Source organism: Aquimarina aggregata (genome assembly GCF_001632745.1).
GTDB lineage: Bacteria > Bacteroidota > Bacteroidia > Flavobacteriales > Flavobacteriaceae > Aquimarina > Aquimarina aggregata.
Genome location: NZ_LQRT01000002.1, coordinates 285,725 through 311,868 on the forward strand (window position 1 = coordinate 285,725; position 26,144 = coordinate 311,868).

Here is a 26,144-nt window from a genome sequence, read left to right on the forward strand (position 1 = left end):
AGCAAGCGTAAATATATACTAGTACAAAAGGAAAGGAGAACTATACTAAGTAAAAATCAATGACATATGATTTTGTATACCATTTGTACTCTATGTACCCCAAATGTACCCTAGTTTGTTTAAGAATAGAAATAGTGTTAATTCCTTTTTGAAGCCTAAAATATTTGAAAAATGTATTAATATTATATTAGGTAAAGAATAAGAAACACCCTGATATCATTATGAAGTTGGCTTATTTATGTTACCAAACAAAAAACCAAAAAGACTATTAGAATACTAATGGTAGTTAAAACATGAGTTATTGTTATAAGGGTATCCTAAATCGAAAATTTGGATTGCAACAAATGGTTTTAGGGGCTTGTAATTAGAACAATAAACAAGAAAAAATGATTATAATTTTGAATTTTATCGAACCTTTTAGAACTAAAATTTATGTTATTATGCCCCTTCTTTTTTAGTACAATAATTATAAGTAATGATTAGAAAAATGAGGTTAAATGATATTAATTCTCTTTTTTTTTGATTGAAAGAAACTAATAAAAAAACGCCATGTATTAATACATGGCGTTTCTAAATATTTAAACGACGATTTATCTTTTAATAAATCTAATAGTCTTATTTTCAATAGTATTTTTTACAGTTAGTAAATACATACCTTTTTGAAGATGAGATATATCAAACTTCATGTTTTTTCCTGTGGTAGTTTCCTGTATTACTGTTCTTCCAGAAATATCTTTAATAGATACATTACTTTCTATATCTGCGCCTAGTACCTGTAGTTCATTTGTTGCAGGATTAGGATATATAGTTAAATTTAATTTATTAGACTCTATAGTGTTACTTTTAGAACCTACGGCATCAAATTTCCATTGGGTATAGTTACCAGAATATGTTGTTGGACGTTGTACCATAGGACTATTATTAGCATCAGTACTAGGTCTAAAGTAGTGATTCGTTTGTCTATTTTGTAAGTAAAAATATCCATTAGAAGAGTTTACTTTTTTCCATTGTGTATAGTTACCACCATAACTAGTAGGTCTTTGTTCAAGAGCAGAACCATCATTATTACCTACTGGTCTAAAGTATTTACCAGTTTCTACATTTTTTAAGTAAAAATAACCATTAGAAGTATTTACTTGTTCCCATTTTACTATATTACTTGTAGTATTTGACGAAACTTGGATCAATGTAACTGCATCTGAATTATTCTGAGGCTGTAATTTTTTCCCCGTTTGACGGTTTACTATAAAAAATTGCTGATTTGGATTAGGATCTGGATCCGGATCTGGATTGTTTCCTGTAGTATTCATTACGTACCTAGACCAAAATTTGGCATGAGTATCTGCTTTTGTACCTATTTCAAAAATCCACCAATTTTCAACACAATCAGAATAGTCAACACCATCTGTGAAGAAGAATGACCAGTCATGAGGAAATCCATTAGGAAAATAATTGTTAAAAATACGATCAGCTTCTGTCCATAGTCTTTTGGCTACACTATTAGGGGAGTTTTTAGCTTGATCAACAAATGAATTGCTTCGATTTCGATACATAGGTGTTGACCATGGTCCATGATCTCCCCATCCGTCATTCCAACCTGCATTTCCATCATCAAGAAGAAAGTATCTTGTGTTTGCTTTTACATTTCTGAGTTTGGATTGATTTGCTTTACCTTCATTAAAACCATCATCATGTTGAACTAAAATCACATTGTTTTTAGTTGTTGTAGAACTGATGCCGTTATTGGCGTTAATTAAAGGCATTAACCAATCTGCTGTTACATCTGATTGACCTCCTTCTTGTACCCAAACTTTCCCACCATTTTTGAGGATAGGTGTTACTTTATTGGTTATGGCTGCTATGGCTGCAGACCTGTTATTATGTGCATCGGTCCAGTTGTTTCCAAAAGCCATATTGAAAAGTGAATTTGATTGAAGGTATCTTCCACCTTGATTACCATAAGCACCAGCAACGGCAAAATAATTTACATTACTTAAATCTTGGTGTGCAAGCATACTACCAAGAGCTGCTACTGCATGAATATCATCTGGATCAGGTCTAATGTCAAAACAAGCGATCAAAATATCTTTGTTTTTATTAAAACTAGGACGTTGTGCAAAGGCACTAGAAAATGTGATCAAAAAGATCATCTTTAGAAAAATAAGAGTTTTAAATTTCATGATTTGTGTTTTTAAGAGTTAATTTAATTGAGTAGTTATTACCTCGAAAGGTGTTGCAAATGTATTATTACATGAAGTGTAATTGCAATAAGATGTTATGCAAAAAGAAGAGTAGGTGCTTTATGTATACCATTTGTACTCCATGTACTCTTTGTGTATTCCTAAATTAGAGCTTTTAAAATGGATATAAATCGCTTTTCACGAATTGATATTGGCAATTTACATTGAGCGGATTGTAAATTATTTACAAATATTTATTGTAGGGTTTATTCAAGAAAAGGGGAGTAGTACCTGTAAAAAACAGGTTTGATTAGATAATCCTTTTGATTACTCTTAATTGGTGTGTATGCGTACGTCTTTCTGCATTATAAATACCTGTATGATCTATACGATCCACACGCACTTTACCATGCGCGTGGATAATATAGTTATCTTTCATTATAATACCTACATGAATAATAGCACCTTCTTCGTTATCGAAAAATGCAAGATCTCCAGCTTCACTTTCTTCAATAAAACTTAAAGGTTCTCCTTGAGTTGCTTGTTGAGACGCATCTCTTAATAATTTATATCCATTAAGTTTGTAAACCATTTGAGTGAAACCGCTACAATCAATACCAAAATTTGTTTTACCTCCCCAAAGATAGGGAGTGTTTAAGTATAAAAACGCAGTTTCGACAATCTGATCTTTAGTCCGTTTTTCTGTAATTCTAAGCCCTTCATATTGGTGTTCTAAAAAATCCAAACTACCTAAAGATACTCCTAAAGGTACGGGCATTAATTGATTTTTTGCGCAACTAATAAACTCTACTAAATCCCCTGCCAAATCTTGATGTTGGGTATCAAAATTTTTATAATCGGTTTCAGAAATTTCCAAATACTGTTTATTATCAATCCAACCTTCATATTTATCAAAGGCCAGACGAATTTTACTCCATTTTTTTCGTTGTTCTATTACTTTAAAATGGTCACCATATAATACTTGAGAAACCATTTCACTGGTGTCTTTTGGTTCAAAGCGTAATGGGACAATACTCAGATTACAAATACCGTATTGCATGAATTTTATATAGAAAATTTAAACGAAGTTTCGCTGATATTAAATATTGATTTTAGTACAGTTAAACACGTTCTACAATCATTGCAGAAGCACCACCACCGCCATTACATATTGCAGCGGCACCTATTTTAGCATTATTTTGTTCTAGAACGTTCATTAATGTAATTAATATTCTTACACCCGAACAACCTAACGGGTGTCCTAAAGATACAGCACCACCATTTACGTTGGTATTTTTATCTGTAAGGCCTAATATTTTCATATTTGCTAAACCTACAACAGAAAATGCTTCATTAAATTCAAAGAAATCTACATCTTCTAAAGCTATATTTGCCTTATCAATAGCTTTTGGTAAAGCTTTCGCAGGTGCAGTTGTAAACCATTTAGGTTCGTGAGCAGCATCGGCATAACTTTTGATTTTTACAAGAGGTTTTAAACCTAATTCTTTAGCTTTTTCTGCACTCATTACAACTACTGCGCCTGCTCCATCATTAATAGTCGAAGCATTTGCGGCTGTAACAGTACCATCTTTACTAAAGGCAGGACGCAAAGCTGGTATTTTTTCCATTTTCACGTTTTTGAATTCTTCATCTTCAGTTACCAGTATAGGTTCGCCTCTACGTTGAGGAACAGCAACTGGTACAACTTCATTAGCAAATTTACCTTCTGCCCAAGCTTTAGCAGACCTTTCGTATGATTGTATTGCATAAGCATCTTGATCTTCTCTGCTAAATTCATATTCATTAGCACATAAGTCGGCACATACTCCCATTGCATTATTATCATAAGCATCTACTAATCCATCTCTTTGCATGCCATCTTCAAAAGTTTGAGGTCCAAATTTATGACCTGTTCTAAGTCTAACATAATGAGGAATTAAGCTCATATTTTCCATACCACCGGCTACAATAATATCGGCATCCCCCAAGGCAATAGCTTGGGCAGCATGCATAACGGCTTTCATACCACTGGCACAGACTTTATTAACAGTAGTACAAGGCACCGTATCGCTTATTCCAGCAGCTAAAGCAGCTTGTCTGGCAGGTGCTTGACCATTCCCAGCTTGAACTACATTACCCATAAACACTTCTTGAACTAACGATGGATCAAGATTTATTTTATCTAATGCACCTTTAATTGCAGTAGCACCTAGTTGGGTTGCAGGAACAGTGGATAAACTTCCTAAAAAGCTTCCTATAGGTGTTCTTGCAGCAGAAACAATTACAACTTCTTTACTCATTATATTTTTTTTAGATATGTGTATTATTTGTTGCGAATTTAAGGATTTTTTGCAGGATAAACATAAGAAAGTGCAAAGTAGAATCCGCAAACTTTTATTTTATAGTTGTCGAGTTACTTTTCAATAAATTACGATTTTAAAAGCTATTTTTGACTTGTTATTTTGTTTGTTACTTTCTTAACGATATACATCTAACTTTGATTTAGTACTTTTGAGTAATTAATTGATTCAATTTGTGAAAAGAATTTTAGACAGCCTGTATAAAAGAAAATCAACTATCTATAAGATATTTCTTTTTATAATTACTACTGCACTAATCGTGTATCTATTCCCTAAAGGAGGAATTTTTAAGTACGAGTTTACCAAAGGGAAACCATGGCAATATGAAAACTTGTATGCTCCCTTTGATTTTGCAATAGCTAAAACAGAAGAAGAAATTGAGGATGAGAAAAAACGAATCACAGATAATATTATTCCGTATTTCGAGTATGATACAATAATTGCGAATACTGCAAAAGAGTTGTATGAAGAAATGTTTGCAAGTAACCTTCCTACGTTAAATCAAAGTAGTACACGTGATCAAGCTAAACTTTTTGGAAGAATTTTATTAAATGATATATATAGATATGGTGTTTTGCAAGAAACCTATTCTTATAGTAGTAATAGACAAATATTTTTAAATAAAGGAAACAAAGCTGAAGCTGTTACATATGGTCAAATACAAACTCCCAATGCCATAACCCGTCTTATTAATTCAAGAATTGATAAAAGTGAATATACAAAGTTTAAAAGTGGTTTTGTGGCCTTGTTTTATGATTTGGTAAAACCTAATGTTAGGTTGAATGATAAATTAACCGAAAGTACATTAGAAAATGAACTAGCCAAGGTTTTAACGACTAGAGGAGGGGTATCTCGTGATAGTAGGATTATAGCTAAAGGAGAAGTTGTTGAAGGAGATAAATTACAAATTTTAAGTTCTTTAAAGGCAGAGTATGAGTCTCAGGTTTGGAGTGACAAGAATTTTTATTGGATTGTTTTAGGGTATAGTCTTTTGGTATCTCTGGCATTAATGATGCTATTATTATTTATTAGAAAATACAGAACAGAGATCTATGATAATAATACTCAGGTCACTTTTATTTTTTTCAATATACTTTTTATGGTTTTGATAACCACCTTGGTGGTAAAATATAGATCTGGTTATATCTATGTTGTTCCTTTATGTATATTACCATTAGTGTTAAAAGCCTTTTTTGATTCTAGATTGGGTTTATTTACACATGTGGTTACGGTTTTGATTTTGGGATTTGTAGTTCCTAATAGTTATGAATATACGTTCTTACAAATTATTGCGGGAATAGTAACTATACTTACTATCTCTGAATCGTTTAAAAGAGCAAATTTATTTATTTCGGTAGGACAAATTACGGTAGTTTATATCCTTGCTTATATATCATTTCACATTATTCATGAAGGAAGTATAAGTAATATTGATTGGATAACTGTGGTCTTGTTTGTTATTAGTGGATTTGCGACTTTAATTGTTCACCCTCTGATTTATGCGTATGAAAAATTATTTGGATTAATATCTGATGTATCTTTATTAGAGCTTAGTGATACGAATTCAATATTATTAAAAGAATTGTCTAATAAAGCGCCTGGAACTTTCCACCATTCTCTTAATGTAGCTAATATTGCAGAAGCTGCAGCAAATGAAATTGGTGCAAATGCTATGCTTGTTAGGGTAGGAGCTCTTTATCATGATATAGGTAAAATGGCAAATCCAACTTACTTTACAGAGAATCAATCTACGTCTGGAAATGCTCATGATGTATTATCTCCTAAAGAAAGTGCTAGAATTATTATTAATCATGTAATTAGAGGTATAGAAATTGCGAAAAAATACAAATTACCAGACCGTGTGATCGATTTTATCAGAACACATCACGGTACTAGTACGGTATATTATTTTTATACAAAAGAGAAAGAAAGTAATGAAAATGTAAACATTGAAGATTTTAGGTATCCAGGACCTAAACCTTTTTCTAAAGAGACCGCTATTTTAATGATGAGCGATAGTGTAGAGGCGGCTTCAAAAAGTTTAAAAAATCCAACAAGTAGCTTAATAGATTCTTTTGTAGAAAAAATTGTAAGTAAACAAATGGATGACGATCAATTTATCAATGCAAATATCACTTTCAAAGAAATTCAACAAATTAAAAAGGTATTCAAACGTAAACTAACCAATATCTATCATTTGCGAATAGAATATCCAGAATAGCATCATATGTTATCCTATGTGATTTATAAACGTCTTTTTTTAAATCTGTTATTTTAAATATTTTTTATCCATCCAAAAGGTTCCAAAAGGGATAATTGAACATAGTAATACTATAGCAAGAGTTTTTGTGTTCCATTTTTTTTCTGGCTTAACAAGAAATGCAAACACAATATATATAAGAAATAAAAAACCGTGAGCCATACCAATTACTTTATTGGGTTCTGGAGAATCAAACATGTATTTTAAAGGCATGGTAACAAATAAAATTAGGAGGTAAGAAATACCTTCTAGGTAGCTAATTATTCTGAAACTGGTAATCATAGGCAATTATTATAAGATAAATAATTATTATTCTTTGTTAGTTATATCAAAATTTAATTCAAATACATCAAGATTGAAATAAGGAATTGCAGAGAGCAGATGATCAAAAATATCAGCCATGATGTTTTCATAATTTTTCCAAACTTTATCATTGCTAAAAGCATAGATTTCTAAGGGTATACCTTGAGCAGATGGCGCTAGCTGCCTACTCATAATGGTCATTTCTTTATTGATATATGGATGATTCTCAAGGTATGATGCTACATAAATTCTAAAAACTCCCATATTCGTCAAATTTCTTCCATTTACAGGATTAGATTTATCGATATTATTATTTTGATTATATAGACTTATTTCCTGTTGTTTGTTTTCAAGATACTCACCAATAAGAGTTACTTTTTTTAATCGTTCAATATCATCATTAGACAAGAAAGAAATACTTCCTGTTTTTATTAGTAAAGATCTCTTTATTCTTCTTCCTCCCGAATCCATCATACCACGCCAATTCCTGAAAGATTCAGAAGTAAGATGATAGGTTGGTATTGTGGTAATAGTTTTGTCAAAATTTTGAACTTTAACAGAAGATAAATTAATCTCGACAACATCTCCATCTGCTCCATATTTTTCCATTGTAATCCAATCACCAATTCTTACTGTATCGTTAACCGCAACTTGTATACTAGCTACAAAGCCCAAGATTGTATCTTTAAAGATTAAAAGTATTACAGCCGACATAGCACCCAATGCAGTTAGAAAAGTCCATATTGATTTTCCTGTCATCGATGAAAAAATAAATATCCCCCCTATAGTCCAAACAAATATCATAAACACTTGAACATAACTATCGATAGGTTTATCTTTAAATGAAGATAATGACTTAAGGTAATCTCTAAAGGTTCTTAGGATACTTCGTAACACCCATATGGTTAGTATAATAACCATTATGTCAAATATAATTTCCAAATATTTCTCTGCTGTTGGAAAAGAAATAAATAGCATGGGTACTATCCAAATAGTTAAAGAAAGAGGTACAATATGTGCTAAGTAATCAAACGTCTTATTTTTTACCAGAAAATCATCAAAAGTATTCCTTGATTTTGATGCATAACTTTTAAAAATAGTAAGAAAGACCCTTTTCAAGATAATATATATAAAGAAAAGAATAAAAACGAGAATTGATAATCCAATAAGGATATTTAGATATTCTGATAGGTCTTTCGAAATACCTTTGTCTATAAAAATGTTATAAAAATAACGAGTTAATTCCTTCATTTGTATTGATATCCGATGAATCCATTTTTGGGCTTTGCAAAATTAGTAGTATAACAGGTAATTAAGCAAATAAAACATCATTTTTTCTTCTTACAAAAGAGGTTTTGCTATTACTAAAATCAAATCACCCTATTTATCAAAAATAAATAGGGTGATTAGACAATCAAATATAATTTCTAATACTTACAATTTATAATTTAAAGATAAATTAATCATAGTACCTAATTGGCTAAAATGATATCCATCATACGACATTTGAGAATATCGCCCATTAAATGTAATTAAGTTGAAAGCCGTTTTTTCGGCTGCAGGATCGTTAAGTACTGCTGTTCCTGTAGGTGTAAGTGCTTCAAACTCCCATTCTGGTAATACATCTAGTATGTTATTCACATTTAATGCAATTGTTAATTTGTCTGTTGCGCTATAGTTTATTGCTAAATCGGTAACAACTTTTGTCATAAACTCAACTCCAAGATCAGAACCTCCGTCGCTATCTGCTGCATCACCTCCAACAAGACCTTCTAAGTCCTGCAAACCTTGATTTCTAAATTTTGTAGGACCAAATAGCGTATTATTTAATGAAAAACCAAATTTACCAATATCATAATTGGCTCCTAGTATTGCCTTAAATTCGGGTCTTGAAGTAAAGAATAAGGCTTCTTGAGTATCATTAACTACAGACTGACCAGCTTGTGCTACCAAAGCAGGGTTTTTAACATCCCCATCTCTTTCGTTCTCTAATGTATAATTACCAGATAGACTAAAACCAAGTTTTCCTGTTCCTAATTCGATATTTTTGTAATTAGCAACTAGATCTATACCAGAAGTTCTAGTATCAATGGCATTTACAAAGAAACTTACATCTGATAAATTATTGTCTGTTAATACATCGTCCAAAGGTGTATTTCCGGCCGCTGTAGCTCCAATTTCTGTACTAAGAACAATTCTATCATCTACGGCAATATTATAGTAATCTATGGTGAAATTAATATTTCTATTAATCTTAGCCCCAATACCTACGGTAATATTGGTTGATTCTTCTGCATCCAGTTGTGGAATATCTAATAATCTTGCTTGCGGAGAAACATTATTAATCAATCCTCCGACCTGTATACCTTGACCAGGAACAAAACTAAATTGTGCTCTTTGTGTAAAGATTTGATGTAATGTTGGAGCTCTAAACCCTGTAGATACAGATGCTCTTAAAGTTAATTTATCTTCTAGAAATTTATAACGAGAACTTAGTTTCCAAACGAAAGCTTCTCCAAAATCACTATAGTCTTCTAATCTAATAGTTCCATTTACTAAAAAATCTTCAGTAATATCAGCAGAAATATCAAAATAACCACCAAAATTATAACGATTAAATTTTCCTGAATTTTCTGGTCTATTTCCGGCAAAAGAATCAGAACCTCCTCCATCATATGATGCCAGATCACCTTCGATAATTTCAAAAGTTTCATTTCTAAACTCTGCACCAAAACCAATACTAACTTGATCAGAAAGTAATTTTGCAATATCAATATTTCCTACGTTATGCGAAAATCTTGTTCCTCCCGGATCAAATGAGATAGGACTTCTTTCTCTATATAAATCGGCACCTCCAATGACTTCTCCAGGATCTACGATACCATCATTATTTGCATCATTCCATGTTAATGGAGACAAAACAGAGTTTCCATTATGTGTATTATTTACAGAATAGGTTTGCGTATTTCCACCAGTAGTGTAACTAAGATCATAATTCCAACCATTTTTTTTAGTTTTAAATCCTACTGTTGCGTTATAATCGTTTAGATCTCCTTCAAAAGTAGGAAGATACCCTTCATAAGATCCTCCAGGACCATTAGGGAAGAAATCTGCTAAATACGGAAAATCCTGAATATCTCTCCAATATGGAGTTCTAAAATTGGCAAAGCTATTTACCTTTTTATATACGTAAGCCGCATTCATATAGATTTCAGTGTTTTCGCTGATATCATACCCTCCATTTACTAAAAACTTGGATGCTGCTGTTTCAGGAGATCCATTAATGTTTCCTGCATCAGGACGTCTAGATAAAAAATCACGAATGTCTTCTAGTCTTTCTCCTACTCGTGTACCACCAAAATCAGAAAATTCACCTTCGGCATCTACATCACCGGGACGATTTGCTAAACTTACTTTAGAGAAATCAATAGTGTAATTAAAGAATCCTTTGTCATCTCCTATTTTAGCACCATTGTTTAAACTAATACCTATTGTTTCTCCATCTCCTTCAGAAGTGATTCCCGATCTAAAAGTTACAGAGCCTTCTTCTGGGTTATCTTTAAGAACAATATTCATAACTCCTGCAATAGCATCAGAACCATATTGGGCAGAAGCTCCATCTCTTAAGATTTCAACACGTTTAATAGCATCTGTTGGTATTGCAGAGATATCTGCGCCAGTTTCACCTCTACCAGGAGAAGTTTGTGTGTACAGTAATGCACTTAAATTTTTACGTTTACCGTTAACCAGAATTAATGTTCTACTTGGTCCCATATTTCTAATTTCATATGGGTCTAATAATGATGTAGCATCATTTACTGGTGTTTGTACGGTATTAAATGAAGGTATTTTATACTGTAATGCTTTGTCAAATGTAATTTGACCAGTAGACACTAATTCATTTGCTGGTAAAACATCAACAGGAAGAGACGATGTAGTATTACTTCTTGGTAATGCTCTGGATCCTACTAATATAATTTCTTCTAATTGCGCTCCGCTCGCCAATGTCACATCAATTACGGTTTTAGAGTTTACAGAAATTTCTTGAGTATTAAAGCCAACATAACTAAAGATTAATATGCTTTCTGCGTTACTGACATCTATGCTATATTTACCGTCAAAATCGGTTGTAGCTCCATTACTGGTTCCTTTTTCGATAATATTTACTCCGGGTAAAGGAGAACCGTCGGCATCCCTAATGACACCAGTGACTGTTTGCTGGGAAAACCCAAAACAAACGGATAATACGAATAAAATGAATGTTAGTTTTTTCATGTAAAAAGTTTTAATTTAAGATGATTGTTGCCTTAAATATATTTAAAAGGTTTTTCTTTTTAACATGATGTTTTAATTTTCTTTTAAATAACTGTAAATAAAAAATGAAATAATTAACAGAATATACTTTTTACTTTATTTTTTTCAAAAAATTGGCTTTTGGCGTACCAATCTTTTATAATTTGAATCTCATAAATAAGAAAAGCATCATATCTGGTGGATATAATGCTTTTAATAAGTTTCTTAATATATTTTTTTAAAAATTAAAATCTAACCTGGCATAATAATATGCTCCTCCAAATCCCATTTGTACTGCATCCCAATATCCTCCGGCTTCAGTTTCTCCATCATTTTGTTGGTCAGGATATTCATTAGTGATATTGTTTCCACCTATAGTTAATTTAAAAGCGTCAGAAAGTTTATAACCAAGATTTAGGTCTGCAGTAATTTTTGCGCCATAGATATCTTCGGTATCTGCAAAATCAATAAGAACAATCTCACTAAAACGGGTTAATCCAATACCCGCATTAAATTTATCTTTACTGTAATTGGCATTAAATGAGAATTTGCTTTCTGGTGCAGAAGCTAATAAAAAGGCCTTTTCTCTTTCTCCAAAAAATATGCTTTCATCTAAATCTGTATTTACACTTTTTATGTACATATTGTTTACGTTCCCTGCTAGTGTAGCAGAGAGATTTCCGAAATTGTAACTTTCTTTCCAAGATAATATGATATCAAGACCCACAGTCTCTGTATCTACTCCGTTAGCAAAGAATTGAGCCTCATTTACATTTGGTATTTGAGGCGCCGCAAAAGTACCTGTTAATACGATTCTATCTTTTACATTGATAAAGTATCCATCAATGGTTGCAGTAAACTTACCAAAAGAAGCTGTAGTACCAATAGCAGCATTAATTGCGGTTTCTTCTTGTAATGCTTCAATTCCAAAAGAAGCAGTAACTGGGCTATTATTTGCTGATAATAATGTTTCTGAAGCAGTACCACCTTGAAAATCTGTAAACCTTAAATTGTAATAAATCTGCGCTAAAGAAGGAGCTCTAAACCCTGTACTAACAGATCCACGTATATTAATATCATCTGTTGCTTTAATTCTAAATGACAGTTTACCGTTAATAGTACTACCAAAATCACTATAGTCCTCAAATCTTGCTGCCGCTCCTAAAAGAAAACTATCTGTAATATCAAATTCTGCATCTGTGTAGATAGAAATATTTGACCTAGAACGATCTACCTCATTAGCAGGACTATAACCTGGGAACCCTTGTGAACCTCCTGGTCTGGGTGTTGTAGCTCCAGAATCTGGATCTGTAAATATTGGCTGTACTTGTGTTGCTGGGTCGATAATTGGACGACCATTTATATCGTATGTAGCATACGAACCTTCTTCACCTGCAAAAATTATAAAGTTTTCGGTTCTATATTCCGCTCCGAAAGCAATATTTAATCCTTTTAAAGTATTTGGATAATACTTAGAAAAATCTAAACTTAACGTATTTTGACTTAAACTATGACCTCCAGCATCAAAATCTGTAGGGGAAGAGGCTAGCAATGATGCATTTAATGTTCCTTGTATGAAGTAATGAAAATTATTTTTACCCCATGTATTATTAATATCTATTTTCCAATTATCACTTGTTTCGGTTCTAATCCCGGCAGATACAGAATTATCAATAATATTTGATGTTATTCTAGGAGTAAATCCATTAGGGAAAATTTCAGAAACAACACGTTCGCCTCCATTACGAGTAAAGGCAAAAGCGTCTGTGTCACGATAGTTTCTTCCTCCAAACGCGTAAAACTCTGTTTTTTTAGATATAGGAATCACTGTATTTGCGAAGAAATTAAATCCATCTATAGCAGCTTCACCAAAACCTCTTCTAAAATCAAAACCTGGACGCAATGTTTTATTTTTACTTATGTATTCTGTAGTAAAATTAATGAAGCCATCTTCTCCAATTTCAGCCCCGTAATTAGCTGTGATTTTTACAGATCCTCCATCAAAACTTTTATCATCTGCTAATCGGTTACCATCATTATTGGTGTCCAAACGATTTCCATCTGTATTTGGAGTACCATTGGGAAAATCACCTTTGGCATTTGTATTATATGCTCCGTAACTAATACTACCAGTTAATTTATTGACATTGTTCTTTAGTACAATGTTAATAACGCCTGCTATGGCATCAGAACCGTATTGTGCAGCAGCGCCATCCCTAAGTATTTCAATTCTTTTAATTGCCGATGCAGGAATTGCATTAAGGTCTGTTCCTGAGTTTCCTCTACCTCGTGTTCCAAATACATTTATAAGAGAAGAAGAATGTCTTCTTTTACCATTAATTAATACTAATGTTTGATCAGGTCCAAGACCACGCAGTGTTGCAGGATCTATATGGTCCGCACCATCTGATCCAGATTGTTTATTTGCATTAAACGAAGGGGCTGTGTATTGTAATAATTCATTAATCTCAACTTTACCACTTTTAGTGATAATTTCTTGCATGTCAATAATATCTATAGCTACAGGGGTATCAGTGGCCGTACGTTTAGGACTTCTGGAGCCAACAACAACAATAGTGCTTAGAATTTCTCCTCCAGATAGAACAACATCTATTTTTTCTAAGGTACCAACAACAATTTCTTGTGTCTCAAAACCTACAAAACTAAATATAAGTGTAGCGTTTGCATCAACAGCAATGGTATAATTACCTTGTTCGTCTGAAGTGGTTCCTGTACTTGTTCCTTTTTCAATAATATTTACAAAAGGAAGAGGAGCCCCAGATTCATCAGTAACAGTACCAGTAACAATTTGTTGACAAAAGGATACACTAGTAAATAAACTAAATAAAATGAGTGTTAAGTTTTTCATGTGAGTATGTTTATTTTGTGGTGATTGTTACTATAAATATATCCAAAAACAAGGCTAATTTGTTTAAAATGAGACTTATTTTTTATAGAGCATAAAAAAACCAAACATTTATGTTTGGTTTAAGTTTATAGTATTTTGGATGTGAAGTTTACAACAAGATAGTTTATTTGGCTTTATAGATGGTGGTCATAATCTCGTCTGATTGCGCATCATACATCTCTAGAATAAAATTTTTGTCTGCATCAAAATGTCCAACTCCGTTATTTTTTTCTCCTAAATTTACAATGTAATAGTTATTACTAATAGGCCTAACTTTTGATACTTGGTTTCCTGTTTTGTTTAGAAAAGTCATGCGATAACCTTTTCCATCGGTTATCATGGTGTAACTAGCGATCTCTGTTGAGCTATTAGATTTCTGAACCTGTACTTCTGCATCAGAATAGGTGGCAGTTTGGTTTACTTTATCTTCATCTTCGGGATTAAATTTAATCTTACTTCTTTTAGTAATAACTTCTTCTTTTTTAATCACTTTTTCTTCGCCATTAGCTCCTTTTATCCTAATGATTTTGGTTACTGTTTCTGTCGATAAATTATCTTTAGCATCGGTTTCTTCAGATTGTGCAAATCCAGTACAAGCAAAACCGAAGCATAATAGTGTAGTGAGAGTTTTTAGGGTTTTCATAATGTTTACGTATTGGGATTTAAAATTACAAAAAATACAGAAACTGCTAAAATTGATAATTTTCGTTATCTAACGGTATGGGTTTAAGTTTATACAATTATTCTATAATCTTATGAACCAGTATTTGTTTGGTACGTATTAATACTATTATCTTTGCACTCTTAAAAATTAGAGAATTTTTTAATTTTCTCGATTATATTATAATTATTATGAAAGCCGGAATTGTAGGATTACCAAATGTTGGCAAATCAACATTATTTAACTGCTTGTCTAATGCCAAAGCGCAAAGTGCTAATTTTCCTTTTTGTACCATAGAACCCAATATCGGAGTGGTAAATGTGCCTGATCCAAGATTAGAAAAATTAGAAGAGTTAGTAGATCCAGAGCGCGTAATTCCTGCTACAGTTGATATTGTAGATATTGCTGGATTAGTAAAAGGAGCTAGTAAGGGAGAGGGCTTAGGAAATCAATTTTTAGGAAACATTAGGGAAACAGATGCAATTATACATGTACTACGTTGTTTTGATAATGATAATATTGTACACGTAGATGGCTCGATAGACCCTATTAGAGATAAAGAAACTATTGATATAGAACTACAACTAAAAGATTTAGAAAGTGTAGAAAAAAAGTTAGATAAAGTCAAACGTGCTGCTAAAACAGGAAATAAAGAGGCTCAAAAAGAAGAAGCCATTTTATTGAAACTTAAAGATGGATTAGAGGCTGGTACATCTGTTAGAGCAATCGATATTTCTGAAGATGATCGTGTAAATTATGTAAAACCATTACAATTTATTACTGATAAGCCAGTACTTTATGTATGTAATGTAGATGAAGATGCGGCTGTTGACGGAAATGACTATGTAGAGAAAGTAAAAGAAACAGTAGCGTCTGAAAATGCAGAAGTCATTGTTTTGGCTGTAGGAACCGAAGCAGATATAACAGAGTTAGATGATTATGAAGAGCGCCAGATGTTTTTACAAGATATGGGGTTAGAAGAACCCGGAGCCTCTGTTTTAATTAGAGCAGCCTATAAACTTTTAAATCAACAAACATATTTTACTGCTGGAGTAAAAGAAGTTCGAGCATGGACGGTTACTATTGGTGCAACAGCACCACAGGCAGCAGGAGTTATTCATACCGATTTTGAAAAGGGCTTTATCCGAGCAGAGGTAATAAAATATGATGATTTTGTTAAGTATGGAAGCGAAGCTAAAGCTAGAGATGCAGGAAAATTAGGAGTTGAAGGTAAAGGTTATATCGTTAATGATGGGGATGTCATGCATTTCTTATTTAATGTATAACAAAAATATTTGAATCAAAAAAACCTCTCTAAATATTTAGAGAGGTTTTTTTTTGAACATCGTAGAAATTGAATAAAACCTTTATTTTCAAAAAAGGGATACTGTTATTTTTGATTAATGAAACATACAAAACTTTCATCCTACGGGATCATATTTGCTATTATAGGAGTAGTATTATTTTCTGCTAAAGCAGTTTTGGTAAAATTGGCATATAAGTATGATATAAGTTCAGAACACCTATTATTATTTAGAATGCTGTTCTCGTTACCATTTTATATAGGAGTAGTATTAATTAAGCAACGAAAAAACAGTCAGGAAGCTAGGAAAAAAGATTATTTATGGATCTTATTTTTTGGTATAATTGGTTATTATCTTGCAAGTTATTTTGATTTTTTAGGTTTACAATATATCAAAGCAGGGCTAGAAAGAATAATACTTTTCTTGTATCCTACATTAGTAATTATTATATCAAAAGTTTTTTTAAACAAAAGGATATCAAATAGGCAATTACAAGCTATTTTGATTACTTATATTGGTGTTTTAATTACATTTTGGGGAGAACTTCAATTAGAAAATACAGGTAATTTATATTTGGGTGCAATACTTGTTTTTATGAGCGCACTTACATACGCAATTTATATAGTTGGAAGTGGTTGGTTGATCCCTAAATTTGGAGTAATTGTATTTACTTCATATGCAATGATAGTATCTTCTTTGTGTATAATATTACAATACGTTATTTTTGATAGAACAGACATATTAAGTTATCCATTAGAATTATATTTGATATGCATTGCAATGGCAATTTTTTCAACTATAATCCCCTCGTATTTAGTCTCTGCAGCAATCGCAAAACTTGGAGCATCTAATTTTTCTATAATTGCTAGTTTAGGGCCGTTTTCAACAATTATTCTGGCATATTTCTTTTTGGGAGAAAATCTTTCATTAATTCAAATTGTAGGAACTCTTGTTGTTATTTTGGGGATATATATTGTGACTAAGAGAACAGAATAGCATAGAAAATATTATAAAGCAAAGACTATCAGTACTTTTTTTAGTGATTCTTAATATTTTTTTGCTTAATTTACATACTTAAAAGTAGTATATTCTTATTTACTTGGGGGTAAATATGATGTTTTTTGGTTAATAAATAAGCTTAAATTCATAGTTTGGGAAGTTTTAGAATCATATTACTTACATATTCATTATTAGTAGCAATAGGTATTGGGGATACCTATGGACAGGATAAGGCGGTTAATACAGTTAACGATAGCCTGCAACACTTTATGTCTGAATCTAAAAAGTTTCGTGCTGCTTTCAAAATACGAAAATCCCTAGATTACGCTATTAGAACAATAGATCTTGCACACCAATTAAATAACGATAATTATAAATATAGAGGTCATTATATGATGGCCAGTAATTATCAAGTTGTGCATGATTTTAAAAACATGGAGTTTCATGGAAATGAGGCTCTGAAATATGCTAGAAAGACAAAAGACACTATTGCTATAGTGTATAGTCTTAATGTATTGGGAGGTGTGTATTCTGATGGTTATGAAGACTTAGCTAAAAGTATTAAGTACTTTAATGAGTCACTTGCAATAGCCGAAAAGCTAAAGGATCAAAGTAAAAAAATGGCACCAATATTAAATATAGGATGGGCGTATGTTGATCAAAAAAAGTATGATCTTGCGTTCCCTTATTTAAATCAAGCTCAGAATATTATTGAAAACCATCCTGGTGAAGTAAGCATTATAGCCATTAATGATATAAAGTATTTATTTGGGAAATATTATGCTCATAAGAATAATTATGAAAAGGCAAATAAGTTATTTGATGAGGTAATTCAATTAGCCGAAGAAAAAGAAATCTACTCTATTTTATCAAATACATATAAAGCTAAATCAGATACTTTTGAAGAAATGGGGCATAAGGACTCTGCTTTTTATACCGTAAAAAAACACTTGTATTATAGGGATCACTTACTTGATGAAGAAAAGCTAAGACAAATAGAAACTGCTAAAGTAAATTATAGTTTAAATGAGTTCAAGAGAGAAATAGAAAATTCTAAAAAAGAAGAAGAATATTTGGCTAAAATAGAAAGAGGTAATTTAATTATTATCATTTCATCTATTAGTCTCGTTTTATTGGTAGGAAGTGTGTTTTTCTTTTATCTGGGATATAGATCAAAACAAAAGTTAAATGTTACACTACAACAAAAGAATAAAGAACTAGTTGAGGCAAAACTTGAAGCCGAAAAACTTACTAATGTAAAGTCTCAATTTATTTCTACAGTGAGTCATGAACTTAGAACCCCTTTATATGGTGTAGTAGGTATTACTACTTTATTGTTAGAGGATAATGATATCTTGGCAAAGCATAAAAAATTACTAAATTCTTTAAAATTTTCAGGAGATTATTTACTTGATTTAATAAATAAAGTATTAAAAATAAGTAAGATAGAGTCAAATAAAGAAGAACTGGCAAAAACACCTACAAATTTAGCATTACTGTCACAAAATCTTTTACATTCATTCGAATATCAAGCAAAAAATAAAAACAATAAACTTGTTCTGGATATTCAAAAAGAATTGCCAGAAGTGGTAAATATAGATTCATTAAAGTTATCAGAGATATTAATAAATTTGATAGGTAACTCTTCTAAATTTACAGAGAATGGTACGATATGGTTAAGAGTCAAAGTAAAATCAATTGAAAAAGATACCACTATAATTAGATACGAAGTTGAGGATAGTGGAGTTGGGATTCCAGATGATAAAAAAGAGTTTGTTTTTGAGAAATTTTCTCAAGTCGGAAGAGAAGTTAACAAATCCGAAGGTACTGGTTTGGGGTTGTCTATTGTGAAGAATCTATTGGATATTATGGGCAGTCAAATTCATTTAGATAGTAAAGAGGGAAGAGGTACGAAGTTCTATTTTGATTTAGAACTAGAAGTCATAGACGAAAACGACAACAATCAATTAGATATAGATAATACTAATACTGCCCAATCTTATCGCAGAATTTTAGTTGCAGAGGACAATAAGATCAATCAAATAGTGACTAAAAATCTATTAAATTTAATTGGTTATGATTGTATTATTGTAGAAAACGGGTTCAATGCTTTACAAATGGTCAAAAAAGAGGATTTTGACTTGATCCTTATGGATCTTAATATGCCTTACCTTAATGGTATAGAAGCTACAAAACGTATTAGAGAGTTTGATCAGGAAACGCCCATAATAGCCCTTACAGCTTCAGAATTGAGCGAAGTAAAAGGAGAGTGTTTGGCCATTGGAATGAATGATATCATTAACAAACCTCTAAACAAAAATGACTTAAGAAATATAATTACTAAAAACCTTCAATATTAAAATTTAAGAAACTTCCTGAATAAAACTTTTGGTTTTTGCGATTACTAATTTAGCGTTTTCTTTATGTGGTGTATGCCCAATATTAGGAAGTATTAAAGCAGTAGATTCACCCTTAGTATTTGTAGTAATAGATGTCACTTGATCTAAAGTGCCATATTCATCTTTTTCTCCTTGAATTATTAACAATGGGCATTGTATCTGACTTAAATATGACTCTATATTCCAGGATTGAAACTTATCAGATAACCATGTTTGTGTCCACATTCTAAAAACGGCATCAGTTTTATTTCCGTGATATCGTATAAGCTTTTCTTTAAGATTGGTATTTGTATAAGCCTCTACTGCTTTTTTGATACCGGTAATAGTTTCTTTTTCCACAAATACATGAGCTCCTTCCGTGATAATACCTTTTATTCTCTTTGGAAACAATGCAGCAGCAAGTATAGCAATACTACCTCCATCACTGTGTCCAAATAGCAAAACATCTGTTAATCCTAGTTGATCCAATAATTTCTCTAATAGTTCAGCCTCATTTTTTAAATAATGGGTACTTCTTTCATGAATAGTAAAAGGAGATGACTCACCATACCCTTGACGATCATATGCAAGCACATTTAAGCCTGTTTCTAAGCCTAATTTTTCGGGAAAATCCTTCCAAAGTTTAATACAACCAAGAGAATCATGTAAAAAGATGATTGTAGATTTGTTAGGATCTAATAATTCAGGGTCTTTAGACAGACGTATCGTATGTTTGTTAATTATAACATCCAAATTTGTGTGATTTCATTAAAAAGTCCTAAAAATAAGCTAAAGTCAATACAAATTGTATATTTTGCATGTCGAAAATTGTAACGCTAGTGTCTTTTTTACGTCTAGCACTAATAAATACTTTAATTTGATTAAATGAAAAAAATTGTAACCAAAATTTCAATTGGTTTATTGATGGTAGGATGTGGAGTGAAGAATCCTTCGAATGACATTGCAACAAACCTTCCTATTGCCACGACAATAGATTTAACAAAAGTTGTAGAAGATAAGGTTCCTGTTAGTATAAATCCCGGACGTTTTGTTCAAGACTCGGTAAAATACTTTCTGCCTAAGGTAGTACAAGGGACATATTCTGTAAGTGATTTCGGGAAATATGTAGATGACTTTAAAGCTTATGATTATGAAGGGAATGAGCTTAAAATCGAAAAATTAGATGAAAATTCATGGTTAATTGCGAATGCAAAACAATTAGATAAACTAGAATATAAAGTAAATGATACTTATGATATAGAAAATATCACTATTGGTGCTCCTTTTTCTCCTTCTGGAACAAATATAGATCCAAAAAACTATGTGTTGAACCTACATGGATTTATTGGTTATTTTGATATTTTAAAAAACAATCAGTATGGATTAAAAGTTAAGGCTCCTACAGCGTTACAAAGAACATCTGCCTTACAAAAGGTAGGTTCTGAGACAAGTGAGGATGGTCAAAATACAACAGATTCGTATTTTGCTAGCAGGTATTTTGAAATTACCGATAACCCAATGATGTACGGAGAGCTTGATGTAGAAGAGTTTAATGTAGGTGATATTAAGATAGTGTTAAGTGTATATTCTCCTAATAAAGTTCATACTGCAGCAAAAATAAAAGAAACTGTCTTTAAGATGATGAAAGGACAGAAAGCATATTTAGGAGATGTGAATAGCACTCCAAGATATGATATATATTTATATTTAGCTGAAGGCGTAGAAAATTCTCCTACAGGTTTTGGAGCATTAGAACATCATACATCTACTGTGGTTGTATTACCAGAACAAATGGAAGACGAAGCCTTAGCCTCTGCAATGATTGATGTAGTTTCTCATGAGTTTTTTCATATTGTAACCCCTCTTAGTGTACATTCTGAAGATGTACATTATTTTGATTATAATGATCCTACTTTTTCTAAACACTTATGGATGTACGAAGGTGTGACAGAGTATTTTGCATCATTATTTCAGGTAAATCAAGGATTGGTTGAAGAAGAAGACTTTTTTAGTAAAATGATGGGTAAGATTCAAAATGCAAATGCATATGATGATAATATGAGTTTTACTGAAATGAGTGAAAATATATTAGAGCAACCTTATGCTCCAAATTATGCTAATGTATATGAGAAAGGAGCGTTAATAGGAATGTGTATTGATATACTAATGCGCGAGGCTAGTGATGGAAATAGAGGGATTTTATCTTTAATGAAAGAATTGTCTTCAAAATACGGAAAAAACAAACCTTTTGAAGATGATAAAATAATAGAAGAAATTATAGCAATGAGTTATCCTTCTGTAGGTAAATTTTTGAAAACTCATGTTGAAGGAAATACACCTATTAACTATGATGAGTTTTTTAACAAGGTTGGTCTGGCAATGAAAGCTGAAAAAATAGAAACGAACTATATTCAAAATTCGGGCGAATTAATATTTGCAGGAAATCAAGCTACTGGATCTATCTTTTTTACAGAGGCTGTTGAGGATAATAGCTTTTGGGCAGATAACGGAGTTAAAGCTAATGACGATATTATAGAAATTAATGGCACTAAATTGTCTATTAAAAACGTAAATCAGGTTTTAGGAGCAACCTTTCAATGGAAAGAAGGAGATGATCTAGAAGTTAAATTGAATAGAGCCGGTGAAGAGGTAGTAATTAAAACTAAAATTACTAAATCGTATACTAAAGGTAAGAAACTTGTGGTATTAGAGAACCCTTCTAAAGAGCAAGAAGATCTTAAACAAGTGTGGTTAAAAAATTAATCTCAAAAAAATATAGTACATAAAAAAGGCTTCTAAACAGAAGCCTTTTTTATGTATTACATCTAAAGTTAAAGACTAGATGAATCATATATCTGAACTTTTTTCCATAGGTTTTTGTTTTCTTCAATAAATTTTAAATGAATAGGGTCTTCTTGGTATAAGTCATGTTCTTTAATAGACTCAAATGTTACCACAATACAGTAAGTGTAAGAAGTGTCAATAACAGGCCTTTTAGTTGTCTTAGCGGGTGTTCCTAAATGACTTGATGTAATGTGTTCGCACTCGTTCAACAATCTAGAAACACCTTGTTCAAATGTTTTTCTTTCCTTATCGTTGTCTGGGTTGTTCAACCAGAAAAATACTGTATGAATTAATTTTCCTTTTATCATTTTTGTGTGATCTTGTTTTTTTTGATTTTGAGCAACACTATAAAAACTTATAAATAAGCATATCAATATTGCGAGCTTAAACTTCATATTGCGATTATGTTTTTAGAGTTAATAAACACTTTTTAAATTACTTTTAATACTACTCTATAACGAGCTTTACCAGTTTTAAGATGTTCTATGGCATCATTTACCTTTTCTAATGGGAACTCTTGTGTAATAGGATAGATGTTGTGTCTTATACAAAAATCGAGCATTTTTCTTGTTAAAGCAGGACTCCCCAAAGGACTTCCTGAGACTGATTTTTCGCCTCCAATTAAACTAAATGCAGGAACCCCAATAGGTTCTAAAACAGCTCCTACAGTATGTAAAGTTCCTTTTGGAGCTAAAGTTTTAAGATAACCAGGCCAATCTAAAGTTACATTAGTAGTATTTAATATAAAATCTAAAGTTCCTTTGATTTTTTCCATTTCAAGGGTATCTCGAGAGTTAATTACCGAATGAGCTCCCATAGCAATTATTTCATCTTTTTTAGATGGGTTTGAGCTAAATGCTGTGACTTCACATCCCCAATATTTTAAGAATTTTATAGCCATATGACCAAGCCCTCCAATGCCAATAACTCCGACTTTATCTGTAGGTTTAACATTAGCCATTAGAATTGGATTAAAAACCGTGATTCCACCACATAATAATGGACCAGCTTTGCTTAGATCAATTCCTTTTGGTAGCGCAGTGGCCCATGACCAATGACAACGTACTTTATCAGCAAATCCACCATGACGGCCAACTATAGTTTCTTCTTTTGTAGCGCATAGATTATGACTACCATTCATGCATTGGTCACAATACATACATGATTCAGAAAACCATCCTAAACCTACAAGATCTCCAACAGAAATATGCTTTACTTGAGCTCCTATAGCGGTAACTTCACCAACAATTTCATGACCGGGAACAAAAGGAAACTGTGTAATCCCCCAATCATTATTAAGCATACTAAGGTCAGAGTGACAAATGCCACAATAATGTACCTTAATATCAACTTCTTCAAGGCCTATTTTAGATAAATCATATTGAAAAGGCTCTAGTTTACCTCCAACTTCTTTTGCTGCAAATGCATGTACAGGATCCATACTATTTTTGTACTTTGGGTGTTAATTATTTGATTAGTTGAAATTACAAAATTTCAAATTCTGAAATTGCATAATACCAATTTTAAATTATAAAGAAAATTTAGTAACCCGAGTAATTCGTTTGTTGTTCTTAAGCTTACCCAATTTTATATAATTATTTTCTTATTTCTTAGTGTTATCATCCTTTTAATTGTGATTGAGAATTAGTGCATACATGATTGGTCAATTCCTTGTATACCAAATAGTCAACAAAATTCGTTATGGATTTGTTAATTACTTTGTAGAGAGGCTGTTTTAATTTAGATAGTGAAATCTTATATTAGCAAGCATTCTACCCTAAAATTTATGAGTAAGGAAACTAAATATACCGAAGATAATATACGATCCCTCGATTGGAAAGAGCATATCCGTATGCGACCGGGGATGTATATTGGTAAGCTAGGCGATGGATCATCTGCCGACGATGGGATTTATATTCTTGTAAAAGAAGTATTAGATAATTCGATCGATGAATATGTGATGGGAGCTGGTAAGACTATTGAGATATCTATTCAAGGAGATAAAGTGATTGTGAGAGATTACGGTCGTGGAATTCCTTTGGGTAAAGTTGTTGATGTAGTTTCTAAAATGAATACTGGAGGTAAATATGATTCCAGAGCATTTAAAAAATCAGTAGGACTTAATGGGGTAGGTACAAAGGCGGTAAATGCTTTGTCTACATTTTTTAGAGTAGAATCTACCCGAGATGGCAAGTCTGCTTCTGCAGAGTTCGAAAAAGGTAACCTTACCAATCAAGAAACGTTAGATGAGACTTCTCGTAGAAGAGGTACTAAAGTATCTTTTGTGCCAGATAATACTATTTTTAAACATTTCAAGTATCGTACAGAGTATGTAGCTAAAATGCTTAAGAACTATGTGTATCTTAATCCTGGACTGACGATCATATTTAACGGAGAAAAATATTTTTCAGAGCATGGATTAAGAGATTTACTTTCTGATAATATTAATGTTGAAGATAGATTATATGATATCATACATTTAAAAGGTGATGATATTGAAATCGCTATTACGCACAGTAAAACACAATATAGTGAAGAATACCATTCTTTTGTAAATGGTCAACACACAACGCAAGGAGGAACACATCAAGCAGCATTTCGAGAAGCTATCGTAAAGACGATAAGAGAATATTACGGTAAAAATTATGAAGCTAGTGATATTCGTAAATCTATTGTGTCTGCTATTAGTATAAAGGTTATGGAACCTGTATTTGAAAGTCAGACCAAAACTAAATTGGGATCTACAGATATGGGAGGAGATTTGCCTACTGTAAGAACCTATATTAATGATTTTGTAAAACAATATCTGGATAACTTCTTACACAAAAACCCAAATACAACAGAAAGTTTACAACGCAAAATATTACAAGCAGAACGAGAACGTAAAGATTTATCTGGTATCCGTAAACTTGCTCGCGAACGTGCAAAGAAAGCCAGTTTACATAATAAAAAACTTAGAGATTGTCGTATTCATCTTACCGATAGTAAAAAAGATCGTAATCTAGAAAGTACTTTGTTTATAACAGAGGGAGATTCTGCAAGTGGGTCAATAACCAAGTCCAGAGATGTAAATACACAAGCTGTATTTAGTTTACGTGGGAAACCACTGAATAGCTATAATATGAGTAAAAAAATTGTGTATGAAAATGAAGAATTTAATCTTTTACAAGCAGCATTGAATATTGAAGAATCAATGGAAGATCTAAGGTATAACAATATTGTTATCGCAACAGATGCCGATGTCGATGGGATGCATATTAGATTGTTATTAATCACTTTTTTTCTTCAGTTTTTCCCTGAGTTAATAAAAGAAGGACATTTATTTATATTACAAACTCCGTTGTTTAGAGTTCGAAATAAAAAACAAACAATCTATTGCTATTCAGAACAGGAAAGAAGAGACGCGATACAAAAACTATCAGGGAAACCAGAAATTACTCGATTTAAAGGATTAGGAGAGATATCTCCTGATGAATTTGTGCATTTTATTGGTGATGATATTCGTCTTGATCCTGTAATGTTGGATAAAGAAAAGACGATTGAGGAATTATTATCTTTTTATATGGGGAAAAATACTCCACAACGACAAGAGTTTATCATAGACAACCTTAAGGTTGAATTAGACACTATAGAAGAAGAAGGGGTATAAGTAGC

17 protein-coding genes are annotated in these 26,144 nt (G+C 31.9%); 6 read left to right on the forward strand and 11 right to left on the reverse strand.

What is annotated here, in order from left to right; translation table 11 throughout:
- Nucleotides 1-590: 590 nt before the first annotated feature.
- The 3 genes from AWE51_RS03025 to AWE51_RS03035 all read right to left on the reverse strand — a co-directional run bounded on the left by AWE51_RS03025 (nt 591) and on the right by AWE51_RS03035 (nt 4,480).
- Entirely contained in the window at nt 591-2,180 is a 1,590-nt protein-coding gene (locus AWE51_RS03025; protein ID WP_066309259.1) for a T9SS type A sorting domain-containing protein, read from the reverse strand.
- Nucleotides 2,181-2,490: 310 nt separating this feature from the next.
- On the reverse strand, nt 2,491-3,240 hold the full coding sequence (locus AWE51_RS03030) for a C40 family peptidase (protein ID WP_066309263.1): 750 nt from the start codon (nt 3,238-3,240) through the stop codon (nt 2,491-2,493).
- Between the two features lie 61 nt (nt 3,241-3,301).
- On the reverse strand, nt 3,302-4,480 hold the full coding sequence (locus tag AWE51_RS03035) for an acetyl-CoA C-acyltransferase (protein WP_066309265.1): 1,179 nt from the start codon (nt 4,478-4,480) through the stop codon (nt 3,302-3,304).
- Between the two features lie 235 nt (nt 4,481-4,715).
- Here AWE51_RS03035 and AWE51_RS03040 point away from each other — a divergent pair, with 235 nt between their 5' ends.
- Nucleotides 4,716-6,761 carry an HD family phosphohydrolase gene (locus AWE51_RS03040; protein ID WP_066309267.1) on the forward strand — a complete coding sequence of 682 codons (2,046 nt, stop codon included), beginning with the start codon at nt 4,716-4,718 and terminating at the stop codon, nt 6,759-6,761.
- Between the two features lie 48 nt (nt 6,762-6,809).
- Here AWE51_RS03040 and AWE51_RS03045 read toward each other — a convergent pair whose 3' ends face one another.
- From AWE51_RS03045 to AWE51_RS03065, 5 genes are all read right to left on the reverse strand, one after another.
- Entirely contained in the window at nt 6,810-7,082 is a 273-nt protein-coding gene (locus tag AWE51_RS03045) for a DUF3817 domain-containing protein (RefSeq protein ID WP_066309269.1), read from the reverse strand.
- A gap of 27 nt (nt 7,083-7,109) precedes the next feature.
- Nucleotides 7,110-8,354, reverse strand: coding sequence for a mechanosensitive ion channel family protein (locus tag AWE51_RS03050; protein ID WP_066309271.1), 1,245 nt, complete (start codon nt 8,352-8,354; stop codon nt 7,110-7,112).
- 183 nt (nt 8,355-8,537) lie between these two features.
- Nucleotides 8,538-11,378 carry a TonB-dependent receptor gene (locus AWE51_RS03055; RefSeq protein WP_066309275.1) on the reverse strand — a complete coding sequence of 947 codons (2,841 nt, stop codon included), beginning with the start codon at nt 11,376-11,378 and terminating at the stop codon, nt 8,538-8,540.
- Nucleotides 11,379-11,634: 256 nt separating this feature from the next.
- Nucleotides 11,635-14,265: a TonB-dependent receptor gene (locus AWE51_RS03060; protein ID WP_066309277.1), complete on the reverse strand. Its 2,631-nt coding sequence runs from the start codon at nt 14,263-14,265 to the stop codon at nt 11,635-11,637.
- A 163-nt stretch (nt 14,266-14,428) separates the two neighbouring features.
- A complete protein-coding gene (locus tag AWE51_RS03065; protein WP_066309279.1) occupies nt 14,429-14,947 on the reverse strand; it encodes a hypothetical protein in 519 nt (172 codons plus the stop codon).
- Between the two features lie 209 nt (nt 14,948-15,156).
- Between AWE51_RS03065 and ychF the strand changes: the two genes are divergently transcribed.
- From ychF to AWE51_RS03080, 3 genes are all read left to right on the forward strand, one after another.
- The gene (ychF, locus tag AWE51_RS03070) at nt 15,157-16,251 is read left to right on the forward strand and encodes a redox-regulated ATPase YchF (RefSeq protein WP_066310937.1); all 1,095 of its coding nucleotides are present in this window, start codon (nt 15,157-15,159) and stop codon (nt 16,249-16,251) included.
- A gap of 117 nt (nt 16,252-16,368) precedes the next feature.
- Nucleotides 16,369-17,265 (forward strand): DMT family transporter, encoded by an 897-nt coding sequence (locus AWE51_RS03075; protein ID WP_066309286.1) that lies wholly within the window; start codon nt 16,369-16,371, stop codon nt 17,263-17,265.
- A gap of 155 nt (nt 17,266-17,420) precedes the next feature.
- Nucleotides 17,421-19,628 carry a tetratricopeptide repeat-containing hybrid sensor histidine kinase/response regulator gene (locus tag AWE51_RS03080; RefSeq protein WP_066309288.1) on the forward strand — a complete coding sequence of 736 codons (2,208 nt, stop codon included), beginning with the start codon at nt 17,421-17,423 and terminating at the stop codon, nt 19,626-19,628.
- Nucleotides 19,629-19,631: 3 nt separating this feature from the next.
- Here the strand turns inward: AWE51_RS03080 and AWE51_RS03085 are convergent, their stop codons facing one another.
- Entirely contained in the window at nt 19,632-20,399 is a 768-nt protein-coding gene (locus AWE51_RS03085) for an alpha/beta fold hydrolase (protein ID WP_232517329.1), read from the reverse strand.
- Nucleotides 20,400-20,531: 132 nt separating this feature from the next.
- On the opposite strand from AWE51_RS03085, the gene AWE51_RS03090 reads away from it, so the two are divergent.
- Nucleotides 20,532-22,409 carry a M61 family metallopeptidase gene (locus AWE51_RS03090; RefSeq protein WP_066309290.1) on the forward strand — a complete coding sequence of 626 codons (1,878 nt, stop codon included), beginning with the start codon at nt 20,532-20,534 and terminating at the stop codon, nt 22,407-22,409.
- A 68-nt stretch (nt 22,410-22,477) separates the two neighbouring features.
- On the opposite strand, the gene AWE51_RS03095 is transcribed toward AWE51_RS03090, so the two are convergent.
- Entirely contained in the window at nt 22,478-22,885 is a 408-nt protein-coding gene (locus AWE51_RS03095) for a Dabb family protein (protein WP_066309297.1), read from the reverse strand.
- Between the two features lie 35 nt (nt 22,886-22,920).
- Nucleotides 22,921-23,931, reverse strand: coding sequence for an NADPH-dependent aldehyde reductase Ahr (ahr, locus tag AWE51_RS03100; protein WP_066309301.1), 1,011 nt, complete (start codon nt 23,929-23,931; stop codon nt 22,921-22,923).
- A gap of 345 nt (nt 23,932-24,276) precedes the next feature.
- Between ahr and AWE51_RS03105 the strand changes: the two genes are divergently transcribed.
- Nucleotides 24,277-26,139 (forward strand): DNA topoisomerase IV subunit B, encoded by a 1,863-nt coding sequence (locus AWE51_RS03105; protein ID WP_066309302.1) that lies wholly within the window; start codon nt 24,277-24,279, stop codon nt 26,137-26,139.
- Nucleotides 26,140-26,144 lie beyond the last annotated feature (5 nt).

Bases quoted from the DNA above. Each gene is read 5' to 3' on its own strand.
- AWE51_RS03055 (WP_066309275.1), bottom strand. From the start codon at position 11,378: ATGAAAAAACTAACATTCATTTTATTCGTATTATCCGTTTGTTTTGGG.
- AWE51_RS03050 (WP_066309271.1), bottom strand. From the start codon at position 8,354: ATGAAGGAATTAACTCGTTATTTTTATAACATTTTTATAGACAAAGGT.
- AWE51_RS03035 (WP_066309265.1), bottom strand. From the start codon at position 4,480: ATGAGTAAAGAAGTTGTAATTGTTTCTGCTGCAAGAACACCTATAGGA.
- AWE51_RS03105 (WP_066309302.1), top strand. From the start codon at position 24,277: ATGAGTAAGGAAACTAAATATACCGAAGATAATATACGATCCCTCGAT.
- AWE51_RS03045 (WP_066309269.1), bottom strand. From the start codon at position 7,082: ATGATTACCAGTTTCAGAATAATTAGCTACCTAGAAGGTATTTCTTAC.
- AWE51_RS03095 (WP_066309297.1), bottom strand. From the start codon at position 22,885: ATGAAGTTTAAGCTCGCAATATTGATATGCTTATTTATAAGTTTTTAT.
- AWE51_RS03075 (WP_066309286.1), top strand. From the start codon at position 16,369: ATGAAACATACAAAACTTTCATCCTACGGGATCATATTTGCTATTATA.
- AWE51_RS03025 (WP_066309259.1), bottom strand. From the start codon at position 2,180: ATGAAATTTAAAACTCTTATTTTTCTAAAGATGATCTTTTTGATCACA.
- ahr (WP_066309301.1), bottom strand. From the start codon at position 23,931: ATGGATCCTGTACATGCATTTGCAGCAAAAGAAGTTGGAGGTAAACTA.
- AWE51_RS03090 (WP_066309290.1), top strand. From the start codon at position 20,532: ATGAAAAAAATTGTAACCAAAATTTCAATTGGTTTATTGATGGTAGGA.
- AWE51_RS03060 (WP_066309277.1), bottom strand. From the start codon at position 14,265: ATGAAAAACTTAACACTCATTTTATTTAGTTTATTTACTAGTGTATCC.
- AWE51_RS03065 (WP_066309279.1), bottom strand. From the start codon at position 14,947: ATGAAAACCCTAAAAACTCTCACTACACTATTATGCTTCGGTTTTGCT.
- ychF (WP_066310937.1), top strand. From the start codon at position 15,157: ATGAAAGCCGGAATTGTAGGATTACCAAATGTTGGCAAATCAACATTA.
- AWE51_RS03030 (WP_066309263.1), bottom strand. From the start codon at position 3,240: ATGCAATACGGTATTTGTAATCTGAGTATTGTCCCATTACGCTTTGAA.